This is a genomic window from Pseudomonas sp. GD03842 (assembly GCF_029841165.1).
Taxonomy (GTDB): Bacteria; Pseudomonadota; Gammaproteobacteria; order Pseudomonadales; family Pseudomonadaceae; genus Aquipseudomonas.
In genome coordinates this window covers 81,995-101,051 of record NZ_JAOCEA010000002.1, presented here as the reverse complement: position 1 = coordinate 101,051, position 19,057 = coordinate 81,995, and the positions used below count along the sequence as shown (strand labels likewise).

Below are 19,057 nucleotides of genomic sequence, written 5' to 3'. Positions count from 1 at the left end.
TTCGACGGGTGACAGCATGTGCGGACGCTACTCGATCTACGAATCGATGGACCATTACCTCAAAGAGCTTGCGCCAGAGCAGCTGGTGATCAACGGCTACGACCTGTGGCCAATCGAGCGCTATAACGTCGCACCCTCAACTCGGGTGGAGATCATCCGACCGGTGGATGGCGGATTGAGCGTGGACAAGGTGAAATGGGGATGGTCGCCTTTCTGGGCGAAGAAGGATGCAAAGCGCCCCGCCCCCATAAACGCCAGGGTCGAAACGGTGACGACGGGGAAGTACTTCCAGCAGCTGTGGCCGAGCGGTCGCGCGCTCGCCCCAGCCAACGGGTGGTTTGAATGGGTGAAGGATCGCGATGACCCAAAAAAGAAACAACCGTACTTCATTCGACTGAAGGAGGAACGTCCAATGTTCTTCGCGGCCCTGGCGGAAGTGCATCAGGGTATGGAGCCTGATCCGCAAGACGGCTTTGTCATCATCACCGCCGACTCGGATCAGGGAATGGTGGACATCCATGACAGACGCCCGGTGGTGCTCAGCCCAGGACACGCGCGGGAATGGGTCGATCCTGAAACCACGGCGGAGCGGGCCGCCGAGATCGCGAAGGAATGTTGCCGCCCAACGGAGGAGTTCACCTGGTACAAGGTTGGCAAGGACGTGGGGAATGTGCGGAATCAGGGCGGGCATCTAATCAAGCCACTGAGGAATGACGAGAGCGACGGCTGACTTCCGTCCGCTCTACATACTTAATTGGGGCGTGAGCAGGACGGCCGTCAGGATCGAATTGCCTGGCCTCCAAAACACAGGAGCACGCGTCTGAGCTAGCGCCCGGCGGCCTTGAGGGCCGCCTCAAGTTTTAACCAGGGGCACCAATGTTGTTCGTTGCGACAGCTATCAGCATGACTGAACGGCTGATCTTTACACTGCTCCGACTGCTCCGCATGGCAGCCGCGGCATGTCACTTTCTCCGCATCCAACCGCCAGCGAGAATTCCAATCCGTTATCAAAGTTGTGGGCATAGCGATGATCCGATATCCGCTCTCACTCTGGATTCACGCTTGCCCTAGTTTGTTCCCAAGCGTCGTCCTCGAATTGGACGGCAAGCGTGTAGCAAGAATAGTGGATGCACCGGCGAATATCTCGCTCGTCGGGGAAATGCAGTCGTTTGGATAATTTGGGCATCCTTTTCGGATAGCTGTGCTCAAATTGTTGAGTGAGCACTGTCTGTCATGGAGGGCATATGCCGCAAAGTTCTCGTTCTCAACGACAACTGGAAAGTCTGCGCCGGATGCGCGATTGGCACCTGAAGCAGGCATTGAGAGCAAAAGTGGAGGGTCGCGAGGATCAGGCTGTTTTCCATTACCGGTACTACGATCTCCTTGGCCCCGCCGTTGAAGAGGATCCTCGATCGAAATAGCTGTCGCATGTAAGCCCACTGGGCGACTCGGCGATCGCGTTCGCCCCTTCAAACTCTGCCATCGCCCACTCCCTCCCGGCATCGACGAGTTCGAGCATTTCGTTCAGATCCTCGATGCTGACCTGGCGCGCAGAAAATGATCGAACAGCCAAGACCGAGAGCTTGCGCCTGAATCCGTCGGGATCTATGACGTATTCTGCCGACTGACGGATGGCCCCGCCCTATTCCGCCAGCGGGCCATTCAACGCGGCACTACCACGACTGGAAGTAATACACCCCCTACCTCTTCCACACCTGAGACATTCATCCCGTTCTGCGCCATGCTAGTGACGCTGGCATCAACCAGGCTTGGCAATTCATCAAACCCTGTCGCGGAAGTGTTGAACACTCTGGCTGTGATTGTGACGCGACCCAGCGCTTCATCGCGATCTTCTCGAATGTGGACATCGCCCCTTGCAGGCGTTGCCTTGCGGACTTCTTCCTTTTTGAGGGCGACACCGAGCCGCCTGCGTGGGGTGATGAGGAAATACATGATGGGCTGCCAGAACTGTATGTACATACAGTTAACTGGCAATCGACGTAGAGGGTCAATACTGGATGCGATGGTGAGCGACAGGTGACGTCAGCGCTTGTCGCCTTCGAGATCCCTCATGATGGCAGGAACCAGTATCCCTTGGGCGACATAGACCGATGCCGCTGGTGAGATATGGCTGTTGTCAAAGGTAGTCAGGCCGATTTTACGATCTGAACCTATATAAACCATGCATCCGTCACCATTGCATATATTCGAAATCATGGAGATGTACTCGAAGCCTCCCTGCCCTTCGCCGTACTTGGCCTGCAGAGATGCATCAGACACTAGAACGTCTTGAACGACGTCATCCTTGATAAAGCGAGGTGTAGATTTCCAATATTTACGCAGGACGATCTGATAAAGCTTGGTTTCCCAGCGTGGCACCGGCCCCATAACAATTACGTGCTTCACCCCATATGATTTCAGAGCGCCAGCAATCTGAGGGAGGCTGTTCGAAACGTCGTGACCGATAATTTGCCCGATTATGACCACATCTGGCTTTTGGTCTTTTATGGTCTGTATGGCGAACTGATTAGATCTGCGGCAGTACTCAGCAGGCGAAGTGTCGACCTCTGGAAGATTTGGCAGGCAAGCCGAACTCGCGGCGCTTAGGATGCCAATACCTGCTGGCAGTTCATGGGTTACGCCATAGATATACATCTGAGAATGTGAGTCGCCCCAGAACAGCACCTTCTTTGACGCGGCAGACTTGTAGCACTTCTCTGCAATGCTTGGTACTGGTACGTTCGTGGCTGCACCGCTGAAAAATGCTGTCTGATCGTACCAATCGCAGTCGTAGCGGAAACGTTCTGGGATCTTGTTTTCAGTGAAGTAATGCCACTCCGGGCGCCCATTGGCGAAGTATTCTGCAAATTCTTGGCGCTCATCCTGTCGTCCCGGAAAGCCGTTTTTATGGACAGTCGTTGCGCTTACAGCAATGAATGCGAGGGCAATGACGATTAGCCCAGCGAATGCTTTTGGTCCAGGCACATTGACACGCAGTGGCGTCTCGATCAGAAGATATGTGAGATAGGCCAGAATGAATGCAGTTAACACCAACGCAACACGAATCCCCGTAGAAGGTGTCCCGGACAGGTCGATATAGGCAAATGAAAAGATTGGCCAGTGCCACAAATAAAGCGGATAACTGATCAGCCCGACGAACACCATGACTCGGTTTGACAGGATCTTGCGATTAACCCATGCCTCAGGGCCGCCAGCAATAATCAATGCAGCACCTACGACAGGCAGGAGCGCCCAGTATCCTGGGAACCGAGCCGTCTTGTCGATTAAGGCAATCGCCAAGGAGATCATGATGATGCCTGTAAAGGACATCAGGTTGCCGGTTGCATCTGAAGCCTTGAGTCCACCCTTACGAAGAGATAGGTAGGCCAGAATGCTCCCGGTGAGGATTTCCCAAAAACGATACTGAGGAAGGAAGAACACGCCAGAAGGGCTGTCAGCTAAGAAGGCCACACCCAAGATAAACGATGCTAGCCACATTGATACCAATGCTGGCAGGAGTGGGATCTTCGCCTTATGCAAAGCGATCAGAATGATAGGGAAGACTAGGTAGAACTGCTCTTCCACCCCAAGCGACCAAAGATGAAGTAGTGGCTTTGTTTCAGCGCTGGCGTCGAAGTAGCCTGATTCAGTGTAGAGCAACACGTTCTGCAGAAACCCAATGCCAGCCATGATGTGTTTCGACAGAAGTTTAAACTCATCTCCCATCATGACTGCCCAGCCAGCCGCAAAGGTGGCAGCTATCACTACCATGAGGGCGGGGAATATCCGCCTGACACGACGCATGTAGAAGTCGTAGAAGCTGAAGCCCCCCTTCGATACAGCCTTCATAATGATGCTGGAAATCAGATAGCCAGAAATCACAAAGAAGACATCAACCCCGACAAATCCACCCGTGAGCAAGGCTGGAAATGCGTGGAAAAGCACAACCGACAAAATGGCAATCGCCCGCATACCGTCTATATCGGGACGATAGCTCAAGTGAGGATTGTGCTTTTCCGCGAAGTGAAGGCTCATCAAACAATTCCCTTGAAAGTAGAAACCGGGCCGATGCCTGGCTGGCATCCTGAATGGGGCGGCATTCTACGTTTCGATGAGCAATCGGCACAATGCACTAGTTTGCTCGGTCGTCTCCCTCCAAAGCCGACAGCCGTGCATCAAACCCGGCAGCGATGAAGGCAAGCAACTAATCCACTCGGAAAGCCTCCCGCGTCGTTACAGCTCATCTACCATGAATTTCGGTGGCCTCATCGTATCAGGCGCTCCATGACGCCAGACCACATCGCGATGCCAGCGGCAATCCGCAAAGAGCTTGACCATCTGCTTTCGACGATCAACAGGTCGCCCGACAGCGATGAGCTTGACCGTGCCGGTAATCGTGCAGAGAATTTTTTGCTGGGTATTGAGCGCGCCAAGGCGCTGCAACCTGCATTGATCGAGACGTCGTATCTCCTGGTTGAGCAGGCCGTCGCGGCCCGCAGCGGTGAAGTGCAGGCGCAAAGCCCACAGAAACAGCTCTAGGAGCCTACAGACCGAAGCCCGCGGTACTCCCTCGGCGATCAGCGATGCTGCGCCTAACAGTCAGAGCCTAGCTATCCGGCTCCTGACGCCAGCGGTGTTGAGCGCCGCCCCCAGTTCTACCCAAGGCCACCGGCGTTCTCCGTAGAGACAGCGATCAATATGCACAAATGGTCGATCTTTATACTTTTCGACCTGCTCCGCTTCGCAGCCGCGGCATATCACCTTGTCTGGACTCAGCCGCCACTGAGGGTTCCAGTCGATTATTAACGTTGTAGGCATAGCGCTTATTCGATCAATTCTCTGACGCTTGATTCAGGCGAGTCCCAGTTTGTTCCCAAGGCTTAGACATTGGGTGACGAGGGTGCAGCGGGATTAGCGATCATGCCAAAGCCCGCCGCACGCCCTCCACGATCAGCGAAGCAGCGTAAGGCACGCACCCGTTCTCATGCTTGATGATTCCGGTCGTGATCGCGATCAGCGTGCGGAAGTTGCGCAGATCGATGGGCTGATTCGGCGCAACGCCCACGCCGTTCGCCACGGCCTTGATGTATGCCTCAGTGTCGTTCTCGACGCCCGGCGCCCACCGGTTGATGACTTCGCGCACCGTGTCGATACCGGGACCGCCCACACGGGGCATCCCGTCCTTGCCCCGATACGCCAGCACAAGCTTGGCCAGCGCACGGATGCCGTTCTCCGCGGTGTCGAACCGGGCGAAGCGCTTCTCGATTGAGGGATCTGGCGGGAGTTGGCCCAGCCACTGGTTGCGCGGGTTGTAATCAATGTTGCCGGGGTTGTTCAAACGTACCCCACGGGTGACAGTCGGCATTCACTTTTCTCCAGGCAAAAAAATACCCGCTCGTTGGCGGGTTCTTTGAATCAGCGACGGTGGGTTACGAGATCTTTTCGCAATCCACTGCGAAGCAGCTTTGCTCTTCATCCCCGATGAGGAAATACACGACCAGAAATCCATCGTCGTCGGTCGCGGTGCGGGTGACCAATAGCCCCTCACCGAATTTGTTGGTGACCGTGTCGCCCTTTTTGATTTTTGGAACTGTCATGTTCAAACCCCTTTTTCCAGTTTCGATTCGAGATCATCTACCTTGGCTTTCAACTGCTTAACGGCTGAGACCAGGTACGGGATGATCGCCGTGTAGTTCACTTTCCAGATGTCCCCTTCCTCTTCCGGTAGGGAAACCGCATGCGGGATCACATCGTAGAGCTCCTGAGCGATCACGCCAGAGTCGTGACGATCGTATTTCTTCGACGTGAGATTTGGCCGACGATCAAACTCTACCGGACGGATCTTCAGAACAGTCTCCAGTCCCTCGGTGATTTCCACATCGTTGATCTTGAGATTGCGATCAGACCCTTGGGAAAGGCTACCGGGGATGGACAAGTTGCCGGTACCGGACAGAATCATTCGGCTGACTTCAACGGTGTTGTCCGCGTTTACAGTGCGCCACGTGAATCCGCCACTGCCGCCACCGCGGTTGCAGATGAAGTTGCCTTCGCCACCGCCATTGCTTTCGTTCCACCCCACGAAGGTGCCACTGGTGTTGCCATCGGTGGGTGGCGAGCTGGCTTTCAGGGAGGCAAATATCGGCCGCAAAACGCCGGCCCGAATGCCGAGGTTGACCATGGCCTGCTGGTAGTCCTTGGCACCGGTACCGCCGTTGGCAATGCTGAGCGCGTTTGTCAGCGCCAGCGTCGGCACTGTCAGGATGCCGGCGTAGGAGTAGGTCATCGGCGGACCGCCTTGAGTGTTGTCCGCCGTCACCGATCGCCAACTGAATCCCCCGGTGCCGCCACCGCGGTTCGAGGTGAAGGCCACGTGGCCGCTGAACCCTGAGCCGTCTCCGGTATCGTTCCAGCCGACATAGCCACCCTGCCCTGCTGCATAGTTTCCCGCAGCCAGCGTTCGGACGTCCCTGAACGTGACACTCTTGCTGATGCCGGTGTCAGGCATGGCGGCCATGGCAGTAAGCAGGGCCGGTAGCGAAGCGGCATTGATTCCGGTGCCACCTTTTGCGAGCGGCAGGATGTCGTAGTTGCCGGTCGTGCCCAATGCAGCGAGCTTTGCGCCAAACTGGTTGTTCAATGCATTGAAGGCGTCGGCAAGGGCCTTGGTATAGCCGTTGATGGGTACCAACGCATAAGCGCCTGCCATATTGTTCGCGCCGAGGTAGTTCGGCGAGATCGACATCGCGGTGTCGCTGGCAATGTTGGTGACCTCGTACCAGCGACCATCAGGCCCAAGAAACGCATCACCGACGCGGCTGTTGGCAATGAACGCGGTGTATGTACCGATGACAGCGTTCGAATTTTGGACGACAGAAACCGTCCCGGCCTTGTACCAGGGCATAGTGTGGCTCTCTTAGTTGACTGTACGTTTAGCGAACAGAGCGGGGATCTGGAAATCGACGGGATTACTGAACCCCATCGTTACCGCCCATAGCGTATTTGTTGGCCAGTCCCACCAGCAGGAAATACTTCTGCCGATATTGTCGTTGGACACCAGTGTCATACCGAATTGGTTCACCATCTGGAATTCGCCACTTGAGAAGTTGAACGGCGTCGAGTAATAGCGCCGCAGCGCAGTCGTCTCAGTCGACTCGATCTTAACGAAGGCCCAGTTCTGCGCAGATCTGGTGAAGTTCGCAGCCGGTGACGCCGAGTCAAAAAGCAAGTTGCTGCCGCCGTCCCACATCCGCAGCCCATACTGGGCGGCCGGTACGCTGCCAAACTGGCAAGCGAACCATTCGCCTGGAGCAAAAATTGCCGATTGGACGTAGGTCGATACGATCTGGAAACCGGTCCACGCCCCCGGTGAGCCAACCGGCATGAATGTGGAAAGGCTGACAGCCCATCCATTATTCGGGTTGGAGGGTTTGACGAATATCAACGGTGGTTCCTGAGTCGTGATGGTTCGCCCGAACATGTTGGTCGAGTTTCTATCGGAACTGCCATTGTTGTTCAAAGAGGCCGCCGCGATGACACACATCCGGGCAAACTCGGAATCAAGCACGACGCTGTCGCTGTTGTTGATGAATTGAAGCCCGAAGCTCATTTGAACCTCACCACCATAAGTCTCATGGTTCCAGTTGAAACGTTGTTGATGGCTGGGTTTTCGGTCAGGTAGTTGTACACGGTCACCGTCCCATCATTGTTCAGGACAGCCTTGTGCTGACGGGCCGTGCTGTTGTAGACGCCGATAGGCACCATCACCGCGACGGCATTCTGCTGGTTGCATCCTGCAGCAGAGAAAACCTGCGATTGCTTGGCTGAGCCGGAGAAGGTGACCAGATACGAAGCCGCGATCCTCATGGTGAACGAGTTTTCGTCCAACTGGAGCGCCCCGTCGGCGCCCCATATCCGCATCCCATAAGCCATCGATCACCCCAGATATCCGAGACGCACACGCAGCACTCCGTTGGCGTCGTAAACCGAGACGTTCTGCGCGTTAATCACCAGTCGCCCTTGCCCAGGAACAATGCCGTTGATTTCCAGCGTCCCGTCCTTGTTCAGGATCCATCCCTGCTGGCCTGCCACATAGTTTGTCGAACTGATATAGCTGCCGATCTTCGCGTTGGTGATCGTGCCGTCTTGGATGTACGCCTGATTCAGGAACACCTGGCCGCCCTGCACAGCGAATGGAACAGATACAGCCCCGCCCGCCAGGGTGTTCACAATGGCGAATCGATCCGCCGAAACAAGGAATTGGCTTTGCAGCCCGGCGCCGGTGTTCTCGATACCCAACCCAATGCCCGCAGCCACGTACTGGCCGTTGGCGTTGAGCTGCATCTTCACCGACCACATCGTCGACAGCTTGCCAGAGGTGTCTGCGTAGGCAGTGGCTGCCTGCTGAATCGAGGAAGTGTTGTCGTCCACCCGGGCGTTGACCTGGGTAAGCGCTGTGGCGGTAGCGGCCTTATCGGTGGCCACTGACTGCCTGAGGTCAGTCACTTGCGCCACGTTGTCGTTGACTTGGGCGGTAACCACCACCAACTGCCGAGCTGTTGCCTCATTCTCAGACGCCCGGACTTTCGATTCGGCCGCGATGCTCGCGGTGCTGCTCCAGCCCTTCAGAGCGTCCGCCAGATCACCCTCGCCGTTATCGTACCGGAAGGTAGCTCGTAGCGTCTGCGTACTGGTGACTTCAGCCGCGAGCGCATCGACTTCGGCTTTGGTCTGCTCCAGTTCCTGAGCAAGACCGGTGGCCGTCTCAACGCTCTGGCCCACATCGATCCAATGGGCTGGATCAGGGGGCGGCGTATTGACTGGCACAGAACCGGAAGCCTGGTAGATCCTGCCATCGACGATCACCATCTGGCCGTCGGTGTAGGTATCGTCCGGGTCGTAAGCCTTCAGCCCGTCCAACGCGTCTATCTGGTCCTGCAGGTCGTCAATCTTGTTGATCTTGTCCTGCAGGTCCTGGCCGAGCTCCGTTTCGCCAATTTGCCCGGCGATCATGTCGAGGATCGGCCCGGCCTCGGAACTGCTCTGCCCCATCACACCGATGCCGACCGGGTACCACGGGCCAATATTCCCTGTCCGGTCCGCCAGCCGCGCCCAGAAGAAGAACGTCACGCCCGCCAGCAGCCCCTGCATAGCGTACTCAGATTGCGGGTACGCTAGGTCGCTGAGTTTGGTAGCGGCTTCCAATTCCGGCGTTGGGCCGTACCAGATCTCGGTCCGCTGGGTGTCTTCCGCACCTGGTGGGAAAGTCCATTTCAGGTGAATTCCGAAAAGCAGCGACGTGGCCACAAGCGAGGTCACGGCAGGTGGCAATCCTTCCTTGCCGTTCAGTTGGGTCAGGATCGAGGTGCGCCAGATCGACGAGATGTCGTAAGCGCTCACCGCACGGACGCGGGCCAGGTAGGCGCCCGCGTAGATGCCCACGATGTCGACGCTTGTCGCGCCAGTGCGCTGCACCTTGACCCAGTTGCCATTGTCCTTGCGCCACTCCACGTCGTAGCCGACAGCGCCGTTCACCGCAGGCCAGGTGATGGTCATCGTGGTGACAGCCAGCCCTTGCGCAATGGCGGTGGTCGACGTCAGCGTGACGCTCGCCGGCGCCGGTACAACCGTGATCGGAATCACGCTGATCGGCCGCTCTTCCAGGCGCGCGCCGGTGTCGATGTAGGCGAACTTGCTCGGCTCGTACTGCAGCGCCGAGATTTCGTATTCGCCGTCGGCGGTGCGCTTGGTGCTGAGGACGCGATACAAGGGAATGGCCAGGTCATCGGCGTCGAGCGCCCATTGCAACTGTGGGCTCGGCGTTTCGCTGTAGGCCGTCGTAACGGTGATCGCCCGCCCGGCGACCGACTGCACGGTCCGGCCTTCTGCCTTGCCGCTGGGCAAGTTGATGATCAGCCGATCACCCGCTTTGGCCTGGGTGTCACGGTCCAGCGTCACGACGCGCCCGGTCGCCGCGGAAATACGGCCGCCGATCTCCCGGCCCGCCAACAGAGAGTCAGCGATCGGAATGATGAAGCCAGGGAGCGGGATCGCCCCTTCCATCCCAGTCTTGAACGTTACCGTGCGATCCTGATTGTTGCTCAGCACCACCCACTTTCCGCGGCGCTGAGCCTCGGATGTGCGAGTGCAGGCTATGGCGGTTATTTCGACAGGGGTGTCGCCCAGTCGCCGCTGAAGCGAAACGTCCGAGAAAGACGTCACATCGGTGTCATAGTTGTTGGCCGGGTTGTCGTAGCTGACGATGGCGCGCGTATAACGCGTCTTGGAGGAGGCGCTGCCGTAGGTAAACTCGCCATCAATCACGTTCGCGCGGGTGAAGACGTAATCAAAATCCTGCGCCCGCGGCATGTCGGCCTGCATGATCAACTGGCCCTGCGCCCAATAGGTCATCCCGCGATAGATAGCCGAGATATCCCGCAGCAGCGTCCAGGCTTCGGCTTTGCCCTGCAGGTTCATGTCGCACAGGAAACGCGGCTCTTGGCCATCAATGCCGTTGGGTACCAGTTGGTCGCAGTACTGAGCGATCCGATAAAGCTCCCACTTGTCCACCATGTACGGCTTGATGCGCTTACCCAGGCCGAAGCGGTCAACCGTGCAGATGCCGAACGTGATCCACGCCGGGTTGTTGGTCCAGGCCTGCTTGAAGGTGCCGTCCCATACTCCGCTGTAGGTGCGCGCGACTGGGTCGTAATTGCTCGGCACCTGCCACTTGCGGGCGTTGCACTTCACCGTCACGGCAGGAATGTTGCTGAACTGCTCGGCATCAAACTCGATGTAAAGGAGCGCCGTGTTCGGATACCGCAGTTTCTCGTCGATGACCTCGGTAAGGCCCGCGATGATCATTGTGTCCGCGATCTTGTTGGTGTTCTGGTTCGGAGTCAGACGACGGACGCGAATAAGCCAGCCAGACGTCGACGGGGGCAGATCGATGCGGCGCGAGCGCTCATAGCGGGTGGTGGTCTTGCCGTCGACGGCTTCGCTGAGCACCTGCTGATAAGCGCCCCCATCTGTGGCCACGTCGATCGCATACTCGATGCGATACCCGCCTACGTTGCCGTTGTCATCTTGGCGCTGAAGGACTGGCCAGGCCAGACGCACGCGCACGGCCGACAGTTGGGTATTGGTGACGGACCGCACCCATGGGCTGTCGCTGCGCAACTCAACGTTGACGGTGGTCTCGTTTTCAACAGATGGGATGCCGGGGATGTAGTCCTGCTCCACCGAACCCGAGCGCCAATCCCACTTCACGTTGGGAAAGTTGACGTTGCCGCTGGCATCGTTGATCGGCGTGTTGTCGAGATAGATGTCCGCAGCCGTCGGGACGCCGTCGAATTCACCCTCGCCCACCGCGATCAGTATCTTGGCCAAGTTGGTAGAGCGCAGGCTGTCGGCGGCCTCGATCGGCGATTTTGGCTTGCTTTCCCCGCCCTTCGAGCCGTGGATATCAAGGTGTTCAACTACGCCCATGCTTTTCTCCAGGCACAAAAAAACCGCCAATTGGCGGCCGGGTGTTTCCAGTTCAGGGTCAGGCTTTGTCTTCGGCGACGATGGAAGCGGAAATGATGGCCCCACCCCATCTGCGATTGCCAACGCATATTGGTACGGGGTTGCCGCTCGCGACGGTGTTCTTTGCACTGCCGAAGGCGTAACTGGGCAAGTTTTCAGGCGATGCACTTTGCTTCAAACCGCCGACCTGAGGGCTGAGCAGTTGAAGGACCCCGCCGGCCGAGGCGCCAATCCCCGCTGCGAGTACTCCCGCTTGGGCTCCGGGTGCGACGAAGAATGATGCAACAATCAGAGCAACGCCAATGACAGTTTGCAAAATTCCGGCTCGTTTCGCGCCTTGGACAATAGGGACAATTCGGATGTCTGTTGTACCCGCAAGGTCCATCAGTTGATGGTTTTTAGCGCCGACATTCTTTCTGTTGCGGAATACCGCAAAGCGCATCCCTAGCCTTCCAAGCCTGGCGATCTCCTCAGCCCAGCCAGGAACGGTGGCTTTCAGGGCCCGGAGCGCCTCCCAGCCATCGCCGCTATCCAAAAGATACTCTTTCTTCCGGAAAAACTTTCTGATCAGTGACCCTGAAAGGTAGACAGTGGTTCTGGCAGATGAACGCATGTTTTCTCCCACAAAAAAAGCCGCGTCATTGCGGCTTTCAGAGTTGTTGATGTCATTGATATTCGACGTATGGGCCGATAGTAATCCCGGTCATATCCGAACTAAGTCGAACTGTAGAGTCGTTCGAACTCGTTACATTTACCGCGAAGGTTCTGATCGCTTGACCGGAGCACAGACCCACGCCTGAAACCCCGGCACCGACATTGTGAGTTCCGGCGCTGACCAAGAATGACGCCTTCTCTCCTGAACCTAATTCCGCGGATTTCTTCCCATCCACGTAGACTACAAAGTCGCAGGCAGAACCGTTCACTCCACCGTCACGCAGCACGGTGATCTTTCCAGCAGCCCCGACTGGGGCCGATTGGAACGCAAAGACTTTATCTGCAGGCGCTTGTTTTGCGTCCCTTAGTGATATCGGATTGGACGAACATCCAGCCAACAGAGCAACTGCAAGCGCTCCGACGAGAATTCTCATGATGATCCCTCATTGATAAAGCTTGGAGGGTATCACCGGCCTGTCTGCCCATCCAGCGTGTACAAAAGGCCAGTAACAAGATTGGATCCACTCATAGTAGCGTTCTGCCTTCCTAATGAATGAGGAGAGGCCTATGGCGCTCGTTACGCAAGAAACCCGGAAGTTCATTCTGAACACCAATCAACCGGGAAACGCACACTGGAACACGCTTTACGAAATCGGAGACACGGTCCCAGTTTCCGGAATCTATCGCTGCGAAGGGTGTGGTCACGAGATCACATCCAATCACAGAGATCCTTTCCCACCGCAAAACAGACACCAGCACCCTGACAAGTCAGAAGTGCTTTGGCGTCTGATCGTAATGACGCAAACCAAATAACCTGAGCCCCGGTTCGTTGCCTGCAAGCTCATGGACCGGGGCAATCTGACCTAGGAGGTCGATGTGAGTCGAGAGCTGTTTCCATACCTGCTTATTACCAACTACCCGGAAGTCGGGTCAATCTGTGGCGCTGTTGCTGAAGGTGGTGTCTATCAGCACAACGATAGCCAGTTGTACTCCTTCCTCACCACAAAGAGCCTTGAAATTCTTAAAAAAGAGTTCTCTACCGCCGGCAAGGAGTTCGTCCTCGTCATGGCTGATCACTTCGCCTACGCTCACGCCGATGGGCGCCTGGCTCGAGTGTTCCATCATCTCAGCTAGAGCGTGATCTCCCACCGGACCACTTCAATTGCCCGTTGATGACTTCAATTTTGGATCCTTCGGCCATACGAAACGGGCCGCTGAGTAGATACTCGGCGCGCCCATCCTGAACGTCGGTTTCGGCTGGAGCACGCGCAGGGTTCTTGAACCCGCGACGCCAAGCGATGCCAGGGGTGTATGGATCTGGCTGGTTCATTGGTTTCTCCCGCGGCATCGCCGCTCATTGTTTCGCATCTTTGTGCCTGAGGATCAGGCGCGTTCTGTCGTGCCATGGCCCGCCGAACACGATGATCTCGGAGGGCTTGCCGTACAGATGGTGAAGCAGGAATGGACCTGCGCCGTGTACAGCCGCCGATTCGCCGGAAAGCTGCGGCTCGGAGCCAAGGTAAATTCCAGCGTGGTTCGGGTGCTTAGTGCGCCCTACATCCATCACGATCATATCGCCGCGCTGCGGAGCTCCGACTCGCTCAAAGCCAGCAGCCTCGTAGGCCTGCTCATACAGGCTCGGGCCATCAGCCTTTTCCCACCAACCGTCCTCACGCTTGAAGGCTTCAAACTCTAGCCCCCATTCGCGCTTGTACCAATCCGCGCAGACCTGCCAGCAGTCCCAGGCGCCGTGCACGAACGGCCGTCCGAGCAGCGGCGTGTTCCCGGTGGGCAGAATGGTCCGCAGATCCCCTTCGGGCCATGAAAGTATGTGCCATGGCAGTTCAGTTGCTTCGCACATGGCCAGATCACGCGGCGAAGGCCTGCTGGTTGCGTCCGGATGCGAGTGCACAATGCCGATGACTTCGCCCTGGTCTTCAGCCGCGGCATATTCCTCTGGAGCGATTCTGAATTCTTCGTTCGGGTCGCCCGCGGTGTTTGCGCAAGGGAGGTACTGCTGCTTCCGACCAACACTGATCAGCAGCCCGCAGGATTCCCGTGGGTACTCGGCGGCCGCGTGCGCCTGCACCGCCTTGAGGATGTGTTTCAGCATGATCAACTCCGGGCGATTAGCGAGACGGCTGGGAAACCGCCAAAGGGCAATTGGTTACCATCACCGAACCGAGGCACGCACCCGCGCGCCAGTGTGGCATCGCATTCGTCCTTCTCGGGGTCATCGGTGAGGTTGCCGTCTTTGTCCCGATAGGGACCGGTGTAGCCGCAGTTCGGCCCGCGGTATCCACCCGTCATGCACCAGTGGCAAAGCGTCGTCATTTGCCTGCCGATCGACTCCCCGCCCACGTCACCAGGGCTGGCCAACTCCCACGTCACGCTCGATCCGTTTTCCGAGGTCTTCTGGTCGAGGTACCAGACCTCGATCGACTCTTGCGTGGGGTCGGCGCTGGGATTGCCAGCCGGGAAGTTCTCGGCGTCGAGGTAGGTGCCCAGCGTGTGATGCATGGTCAGCTTGAACTCGAGCAGGTCCTCGAAGGCAAGACACAGAGCGGTGATCCGCCCATTCACGTTCCCGACTGACAGCTTCGGGCGAACTGCCGTGCCGTCGCCATTGGCCTCGATGCCGTCGATCTGCATCGGCCACGCGCCGTACTCGTTGCCCTGCCACCAGATCGACTTGGCTGGCAGTTGATCCGCATCGGCGCCAGCGGCCAACAATTCCGCGGCCGTGTAGGGAATGGAATGCCCATGAAAGCGCAGCACGTCGGCGCCGTAGTCGCTGCCGTCCAGTTCGAATAGCAATACCTCACTGCCGGGCTCAAGCTCCTGCAGGTTTTGAATCAGCGGCATGTTGGACCTATGGAAGGTATGACTGGGTGAAGGTGGTGGTTAGCGTGTAAACCCCAGCACCATTGGGTGTGATCGCCGGTGCGGTGGCGCGCCAGAAGCCCAGCTCGCCCAGCGGCGGCGTCCAGAAGAACGACTTGAAGTTGCCGTGGCGGTCAAGGAAGGCCTTGATCTGCCGGGCCACCGTTTCGTTCACGACGAAGGTGAGGGGCCAACTGTCCTCGCGGTTGTTGATCCCGTCGCCCACCACCTGCTCATAACCGTTGCCAAATTTCGATGAGCGCACCCGGTACCCCGGCGCACTGGTCGGCTCAATCCTTGGACACCAGGTGAATGTCTCAACGGCCATTGATGACCCTCCAAATCGCGCCACCCGGGCGAAGTTCCTCGGCGATTGCCTGTTGGGCCCCGCGCTTCGCTGTGTCCGCATAGGCCTGGCCGACCGCCTGTACGTCCTGAGTGGAAGCGCCGCCGCCTGAATCAGGCACCGCGATCGTTTGTTGAATGAGCACCTGAGTGGAGGATGCCGCCCCCCCGCCGCCAATCGCCTTCACCCCCAACGAGCCGTCAGAGGTGCGGGATAGCGGCAGAATCGCCTCAGGGCCCGCCTCGCCCATCAGCCCGAGGTTTCCGCCAGCCATGCCGAATGCAGTTGGCGAGGAAACCAAACCGTTTGTGAATGCACCGCCCTTGGCGAACATCTGAATGCCGTCCAGCCACGCCCCGCCCTTCGCCTGGGTCTTCGTCCAGTTCGCGAAGGCTGTACCGGTGTAGTCCGATTGGGACGAGCCCGCGGCTCCACTGCCACCAAACAGACCACCGATTGCCGAGACGCCTGCCGAGAGCAGCCCGCTAGCCGCCTGGCGCGCCGCAATCTTGGCCAGGTCCGCCAGCACCGACTTCGTGAAGTCCGCGAACGACGCCTTGCCGTTCACGACGAAACTGCTGACCTCATCTTCCAACCCGGTGAAGACGCTGGTGAACAGGCCCTTGGTTTGTCCTGCCACGTCCTGAGCGCTGTCGAGATAGTCGGCCAGAGCAGCCGTCGCCCCATTGGTCCAGTCGGCCTGGGCTTGGTCCAAACCGGTGTAATAGTCCTGCTGGATCGCCAGGCGCTCGGCCAATGCGGCTTTGAGCTGCCCGGTTTGTTTTTTGAAGTTTTCCGGACTGAGGTCGCCGGTATTGAACTGCTTCTGCAGGTCAGCCATCTGCTGGTTGTAATCTTCCCGGATGGCAAGATCCTGTTTCAGCCGGTCGCGCGCCTTGTCGCCGAGACCAATACCCGCAATCTCTTGATCGAAGCCTGACTTCGCTGTCCGGTTGGCCGCATCGAGCGTGGCGGCGTAGGCAGCGGCCTTGGCCTCGTCTTCGTTCGCCTGCTTGAGCTTCTTCTTTGCATCCAGCTCGGCAGCTAACCCAAGCAATCGCTTTTGCTGGTCCGCATTGATGCCAACCAACTTCCCTGACTCGATTTCGAACTGGACCTTTGCGACTTCCGTGGCGTTTTTCCGGGCATCGACCGAGGTGTTGATCAGTTCGATTTGCCGTTGCAGGTCGGTCTCGGAGTCCTTGAAAGAGTCCTGAATCTTCTTGGCGGCAGCGGCCGCGTCAGATGCAGCCTTTTTTGCAGCAGCAGCGGCCGCGGCAATGGCAGCGGGGTCAACGCCAGATCCGGTGCCAGGGGTAACCGACAGACTGGTCTTGGCCAGTTCCGCCGCAGCGGCCTTGGCATTGGCCACGTAGGTTTTGAACTTGTCGCCCGCCAGCGGTGTTTCGAGGTCTTCCCTGATCTTGCCAGCCGCTTGCGCAGCGACGCCGAACTGCACTTGGGCGCTGTTGGCGAAGTCGGCAGCGTTCTGCTTGAACTCTTTGGAGGTCTGCCCGAAGGTCAATGCCCCTAGCGCCGCGTTCGCCTGCGCGGCGAGATTATCGGTGTGGCCCACGGCGGTGGCGAACAAGCCGACCAGGGTGTTGGCCACGATATCGAAAACCCGAACCACCCCGTCGCCTGCGTTGACCACGAACGCAGTGGATTCGACAAGCTTCTCGCCGAGGTCGCCCACCACTCCTTTCAGGCCGCCTGCCTGCTTGGCCGACGAATTGATGTCCTTGGTGAACTGCGCCAGTACCGGCAGGAACTCGGCGGCCAGCATGGTTTTCGCAGAGGTCAGATACTGCTCCAGACCTTGGACCTCGATCCCGAACTGCTTGGCCGCCGCGATCGTGCCTTCGTCCAGGATGACCCCAGCAGCCTCAGCCGAAGCGCCGAGCTCGTCGAAAGCCTTGCCACCGTTGCGCAGCAGCGGGACCAGGGCGGTGGAGTCGCTGGCGATCGCCTCCATGTAGAAGGTCATTTCCTGCTGGTTGACGTTGGCCTTTTCGAGGCTCGTCACGTACAGCGCCAGCGCGTCCTTGCTGTTCAGCTTTTTGAAGCTGTCGGCCGTGACACCGACCTTGGGCGCGATATTGGTGAAGAAGTCCTTGAGCGCCCCGCCACCGGTGTTCGCAAAGTCCCCGAGCTTGTCGTTGGTGTCCTTGAAGATGTCGGCCAACTTGTCCTGCTGGATACCGACGCTTTGAGCGCCAGCCGTGTACTTCTGGAATTCCGTCGTGCCCAGACCGGCCAGGGCCGCCTGGTTCGATATCTCCTTTGCCACACTGGCCGAGTGCACGACCAGTGCGGTGAGCACCGCCGGGAGCGAACCCACGGCCGCCCCTACGCCCTTCGCCAGGCTGTCAAACGACTTGGCGATTTCGGCAGTACGCTTCTTGGACTCCCGACTTGCTTTGTCCAGCGGGCCAGTGAAGGCACCGATCTTCGCAATCAGATCAAGCGTCAGGGTGCCCAGTGAGTTGGCCATTCATTGTCTCCGAGATAATCAGGCCCACGCCTCCATCGCTTCCTCAAGGCTCAGTTCCCGGGCAGCCTCATGAGGCAGGAAGTCGGAAAGCTTGAAATCGCTGTCCTTGGAAATCCTGTTGGCATAGATGGTGGTCAGCAACGCAACCGCCCGCTCGATGCGAGCAGCGGGGTTCAGCGATCCGCGCTCGCGCCGGTACTTGGCCCACCGGTTAAACTCACGAAGACTCAGTCGCTCTTGGGCTTCCGCGATCGTGCATCCGAACGTGATGGCGAGTTCGTGCCAGAGCTCTTCGATGGCGGTGAAGGCGTCGTCTTTCCCAGGTTGTTCACCTCGAAGATGGCCGCCAGCAGCGCAACCGTCAGCCGTCCGTCCAAGGCGCCGCGCTCAGGATCGGCAGTGCCGGTGATATCGCCCACGGTGAAGACAGGATTGCCTTCTTCATCGCAGACGCTCGCGGCAATACGGCCCGCGAGGTTGTCATGCTTTCCGTTCAGCGCGGTGACATCGCTGACAGCGGCTTGATAGCCCAGCGGGCGGATGAACACGGTGGCGGTGTATTCATTGTCGCCCTGCGACCACTTGATTTCCTTCTCGACCGGGCGCCCTGTGAAGGCGCCCACCGATTTCAGGCTTTCCAGAGTCAGTTTCATGCGCCGGCCTGCGTGGTTTTTGGAATCCAGGCCGAACCGCCCGACCGCTGAATCGTCGCGGCGGTGCTGACTACTGTGTTCGCCGCGAAGTCGAAGGGGAAGTCCGACACGTACCCCCGAAACACGAACCAAGTCCGTGAAGTCGGCAATTCGAAGTCATCACCATCGGCATTGACAGTCGGAGGCGCTTTTCCATCGGACCAACCTACAGCCCAGTTGATGGTTGTATCGCCATCAGCCTCGGACAACTGATGCAGCCGGATATGACTGGCGTTGTTCGGGTCTGCGTTGACGGTCAACGAGGCCTGACCCGGCGTTCGCAGGCCTTTCTTATAGCTGCGCTCCTGATCCTCAAGGCACGTGTCCTCGATCTGGTCAGCGGGAGCGCCGCCTGGGCTGAACGCCGTCGCGCACTCGATCGCCAGCACAGTCCGAGCACCGTTGCCATTGAGCGGGGGCACCAGGGCGTAAATCTGGGTTCCTTGGGACAGAATCGACATGCTG

20 protein-coding genes are annotated in these 19,057 nt (G+C 58.2%); 3 read left to right on the top strand and 17 right to left on the bottom strand.

Translation table 11 applies throughout. The features are described from left to right. Positions 1-16: 16 nt before the first annotated feature. On the top strand, positions 17-730 hold the full coding sequence (locus tag N5D61_RS02995; RefSeq protein ID WP_279890702.1) for an SOS response-associated peptidase family protein: 714 nt from the start codon (positions 17-19) through the stop codon (positions 728-730). A 932-nt stretch (positions 731-1,662) separates the two neighbouring features. On the opposite strand, the gene N5D61_RS02990 is transcribed toward N5D61_RS02995, so the two are convergent. Beyond that, a complete protein-coding gene (locus tag N5D61_RS02990) occupies positions 1,663-1,953 on the bottom strand; it encodes a hypothetical protein (RefSeq protein WP_279890701.1) in 291 nt (96 codons plus the stop codon). Between the two features lie 90 nt (positions 1,954-2,043). Then, entirely contained in the window at positions 2,044-4,035 is a 1,992-nt protein-coding gene (locus tag N5D61_RS02985; RefSeq protein WP_279890700.1) for an acyltransferase family protein, read from the bottom strand. Positions 4,036-4,284: 249 nt separating this feature from the next. Here N5D61_RS02985 and N5D61_RS02980 point away from each other — a divergent pair, with 249 nt between their 5' ends. Next, complete coding sequence (locus tag N5D61_RS02980; RefSeq protein WP_279890698.1) at positions 4,285-4,539, top strand: hypothetical protein; 255 nt, start codon at positions 4,285-4,287, stop codon at positions 4,537-4,539. Positions 4,540-4,918: 379 nt separating this feature from the next. Here the strand turns inward: N5D61_RS02980 and N5D61_RS02975 are convergent, their stop codons facing one another. From N5D61_RS02975 to N5D61_RS02940, 8 genes are all read right to left on the bottom strand, one after another. After that, positions 4,919-5,365, bottom strand: a complete 447-nt coding sequence (locus tag N5D61_RS02975) for a structural protein P5 (RefSeq protein WP_279890696.1) — start codon at positions 5,363-5,365, stop codon at positions 4,919-4,921. A gap of 64 nt (positions 5,366-5,429) precedes the next feature. Continuing rightward, positions 5,430-5,597 (bottom strand): hypothetical protein, encoded by a 168-nt coding sequence (locus tag N5D61_RS02970; RefSeq protein ID WP_279890694.1) that lies wholly within the window; start codon positions 5,595-5,597, stop codon positions 5,430-5,432. A gap of 2 nt (positions 5,598-5,599) precedes the next feature. Further along, positions 5,600-6,901, bottom strand: a complete 1,302-nt coding sequence (locus N5D61_RS02965) for a tail fiber domain-containing protein (protein ID WP_279890691.1) — start codon at positions 6,899-6,901, stop codon at positions 5,600-5,602. 12 nt (positions 6,902-6,913) lie between these two features. Further along, positions 6,914-7,606, bottom strand: a complete 693-nt coding sequence (locus tag N5D61_RS02960; protein ID WP_279890690.1) for a hypothetical protein — start codon at positions 7,604-7,606, stop codon at positions 6,914-6,916. Then, complete coding sequence (locus tag N5D61_RS02955) at positions 7,603-7,929, bottom strand: hypothetical protein (protein ID WP_279890688.1); 327 nt, start codon at positions 7,927-7,929, stop codon at positions 7,603-7,605. Before N5D61_RS02955 ends, N5D61_RS02960 begins: the two co-directional genes overlap by 4 nt. 3 nt (positions 7,930-7,932) lie before the next feature. Beyond that, positions 7,933-11,484: a phage tail protein gene (locus N5D61_RS02950; RefSeq protein WP_279890686.1), complete on the bottom strand. Its 3,552-nt coding sequence runs from the start codon at positions 11,482-11,484 to the stop codon at positions 7,933-7,935. Positions 11,485-11,542: 58 nt separating this feature from the next. Continuing rightward, positions 11,543-12,136, bottom strand: a complete 594-nt coding sequence (locus N5D61_RS02945) for a tail assembly protein (protein ID WP_279890684.1) — start codon at positions 12,134-12,136, stop codon at positions 11,543-11,545. A 52-nt stretch (positions 12,137-12,188) separates the two neighbouring features. Next, positions 12,189-12,611, bottom strand: a complete 423-nt coding sequence (locus N5D61_RS02940) for a hypothetical protein (protein ID WP_279890682.1) — start codon at positions 12,609-12,611, stop codon at positions 12,189-12,191. Positions 12,612-13,053: 442 nt separating this feature from the next. Between N5D61_RS02940 and N5D61_RS02935 the strand changes: the two genes are divergently transcribed. Then, on the top strand, positions 13,054-13,311 hold the full coding sequence (locus N5D61_RS02935) for a hypothetical protein (RefSeq protein ID WP_279890681.1): 258 nt from the start codon (positions 13,054-13,056) through the stop codon (positions 13,309-13,311). Positions 13,312-13,531: 220 nt separating this feature from the next. Here N5D61_RS02935 and N5D61_RS02930 read toward each other — a convergent pair whose 3' ends face one another. The 7 genes from N5D61_RS02930 to N5D61_RS02900 form a co-directional block, all read right to left on the bottom strand. Beyond that, entirely contained in the window at positions 13,532-14,290 is a 759-nt protein-coding gene (locus N5D61_RS02930) for a C40 family peptidase (protein WP_279890679.1), read from the bottom strand. 2 nt (positions 14,291-14,292) lie between these two features. Further along, positions 14,293-15,042, bottom strand: coding sequence for a phage minor tail protein L (locus N5D61_RS02925; RefSeq protein WP_279890677.1), 750 nt, complete (start codon positions 15,040-15,042; stop codon positions 14,293-14,295). Positions 15,043-15,049: 7 nt separating this feature from the next. After that, a complete protein-coding gene (locus tag N5D61_RS02920) occupies positions 15,050-15,388 on the bottom strand; it encodes a phage tail protein (protein WP_279890675.1) in 339 nt (112 codons plus the stop codon). Beyond that, positions 15,378-17,900: a phage tail tape measure protein gene (locus N5D61_RS02915; protein WP_279890673.1), complete on the bottom strand. Its 2,523-nt coding sequence runs from the start codon at positions 17,898-17,900 to the stop codon at positions 15,378-15,380. The genes N5D61_RS02920 and N5D61_RS02915 overlap by 11 nt, the downstream gene beginning before the upstream one ends. 18 nt (positions 17,901-17,918) lie before the next feature. Next, positions 17,919-18,041, bottom strand: coding sequence for a hypothetical protein (locus tag N5D61_RS02910; protein WP_279890671.1), 123 nt, complete (start codon positions 18,039-18,041; stop codon positions 17,919-17,921). Between the two features lie 86 nt (positions 18,042-18,127). Then, positions 18,128-18,553 carry a phage tail assembly chaperone family protein, TAC gene (locus N5D61_RS02905; protein ID WP_279890669.1) on the bottom strand — a complete coding sequence of 142 codons (426 nt, stop codon included), beginning with the start codon at positions 18,551-18,553 and terminating at the stop codon, positions 18,128-18,130. Next, complete coding sequence (locus tag N5D61_RS02900; RefSeq protein ID WP_108239206.1) at positions 18,550-19,053, bottom strand: phage tail tube protein; 504 nt, start codon at positions 19,051-19,053, stop codon at positions 18,550-18,552. Before N5D61_RS02900 ends, N5D61_RS02905 begins: the two co-directional genes overlap by 4 nt. Positions 19,054-19,057: the final 4 nt, after the last annotated feature.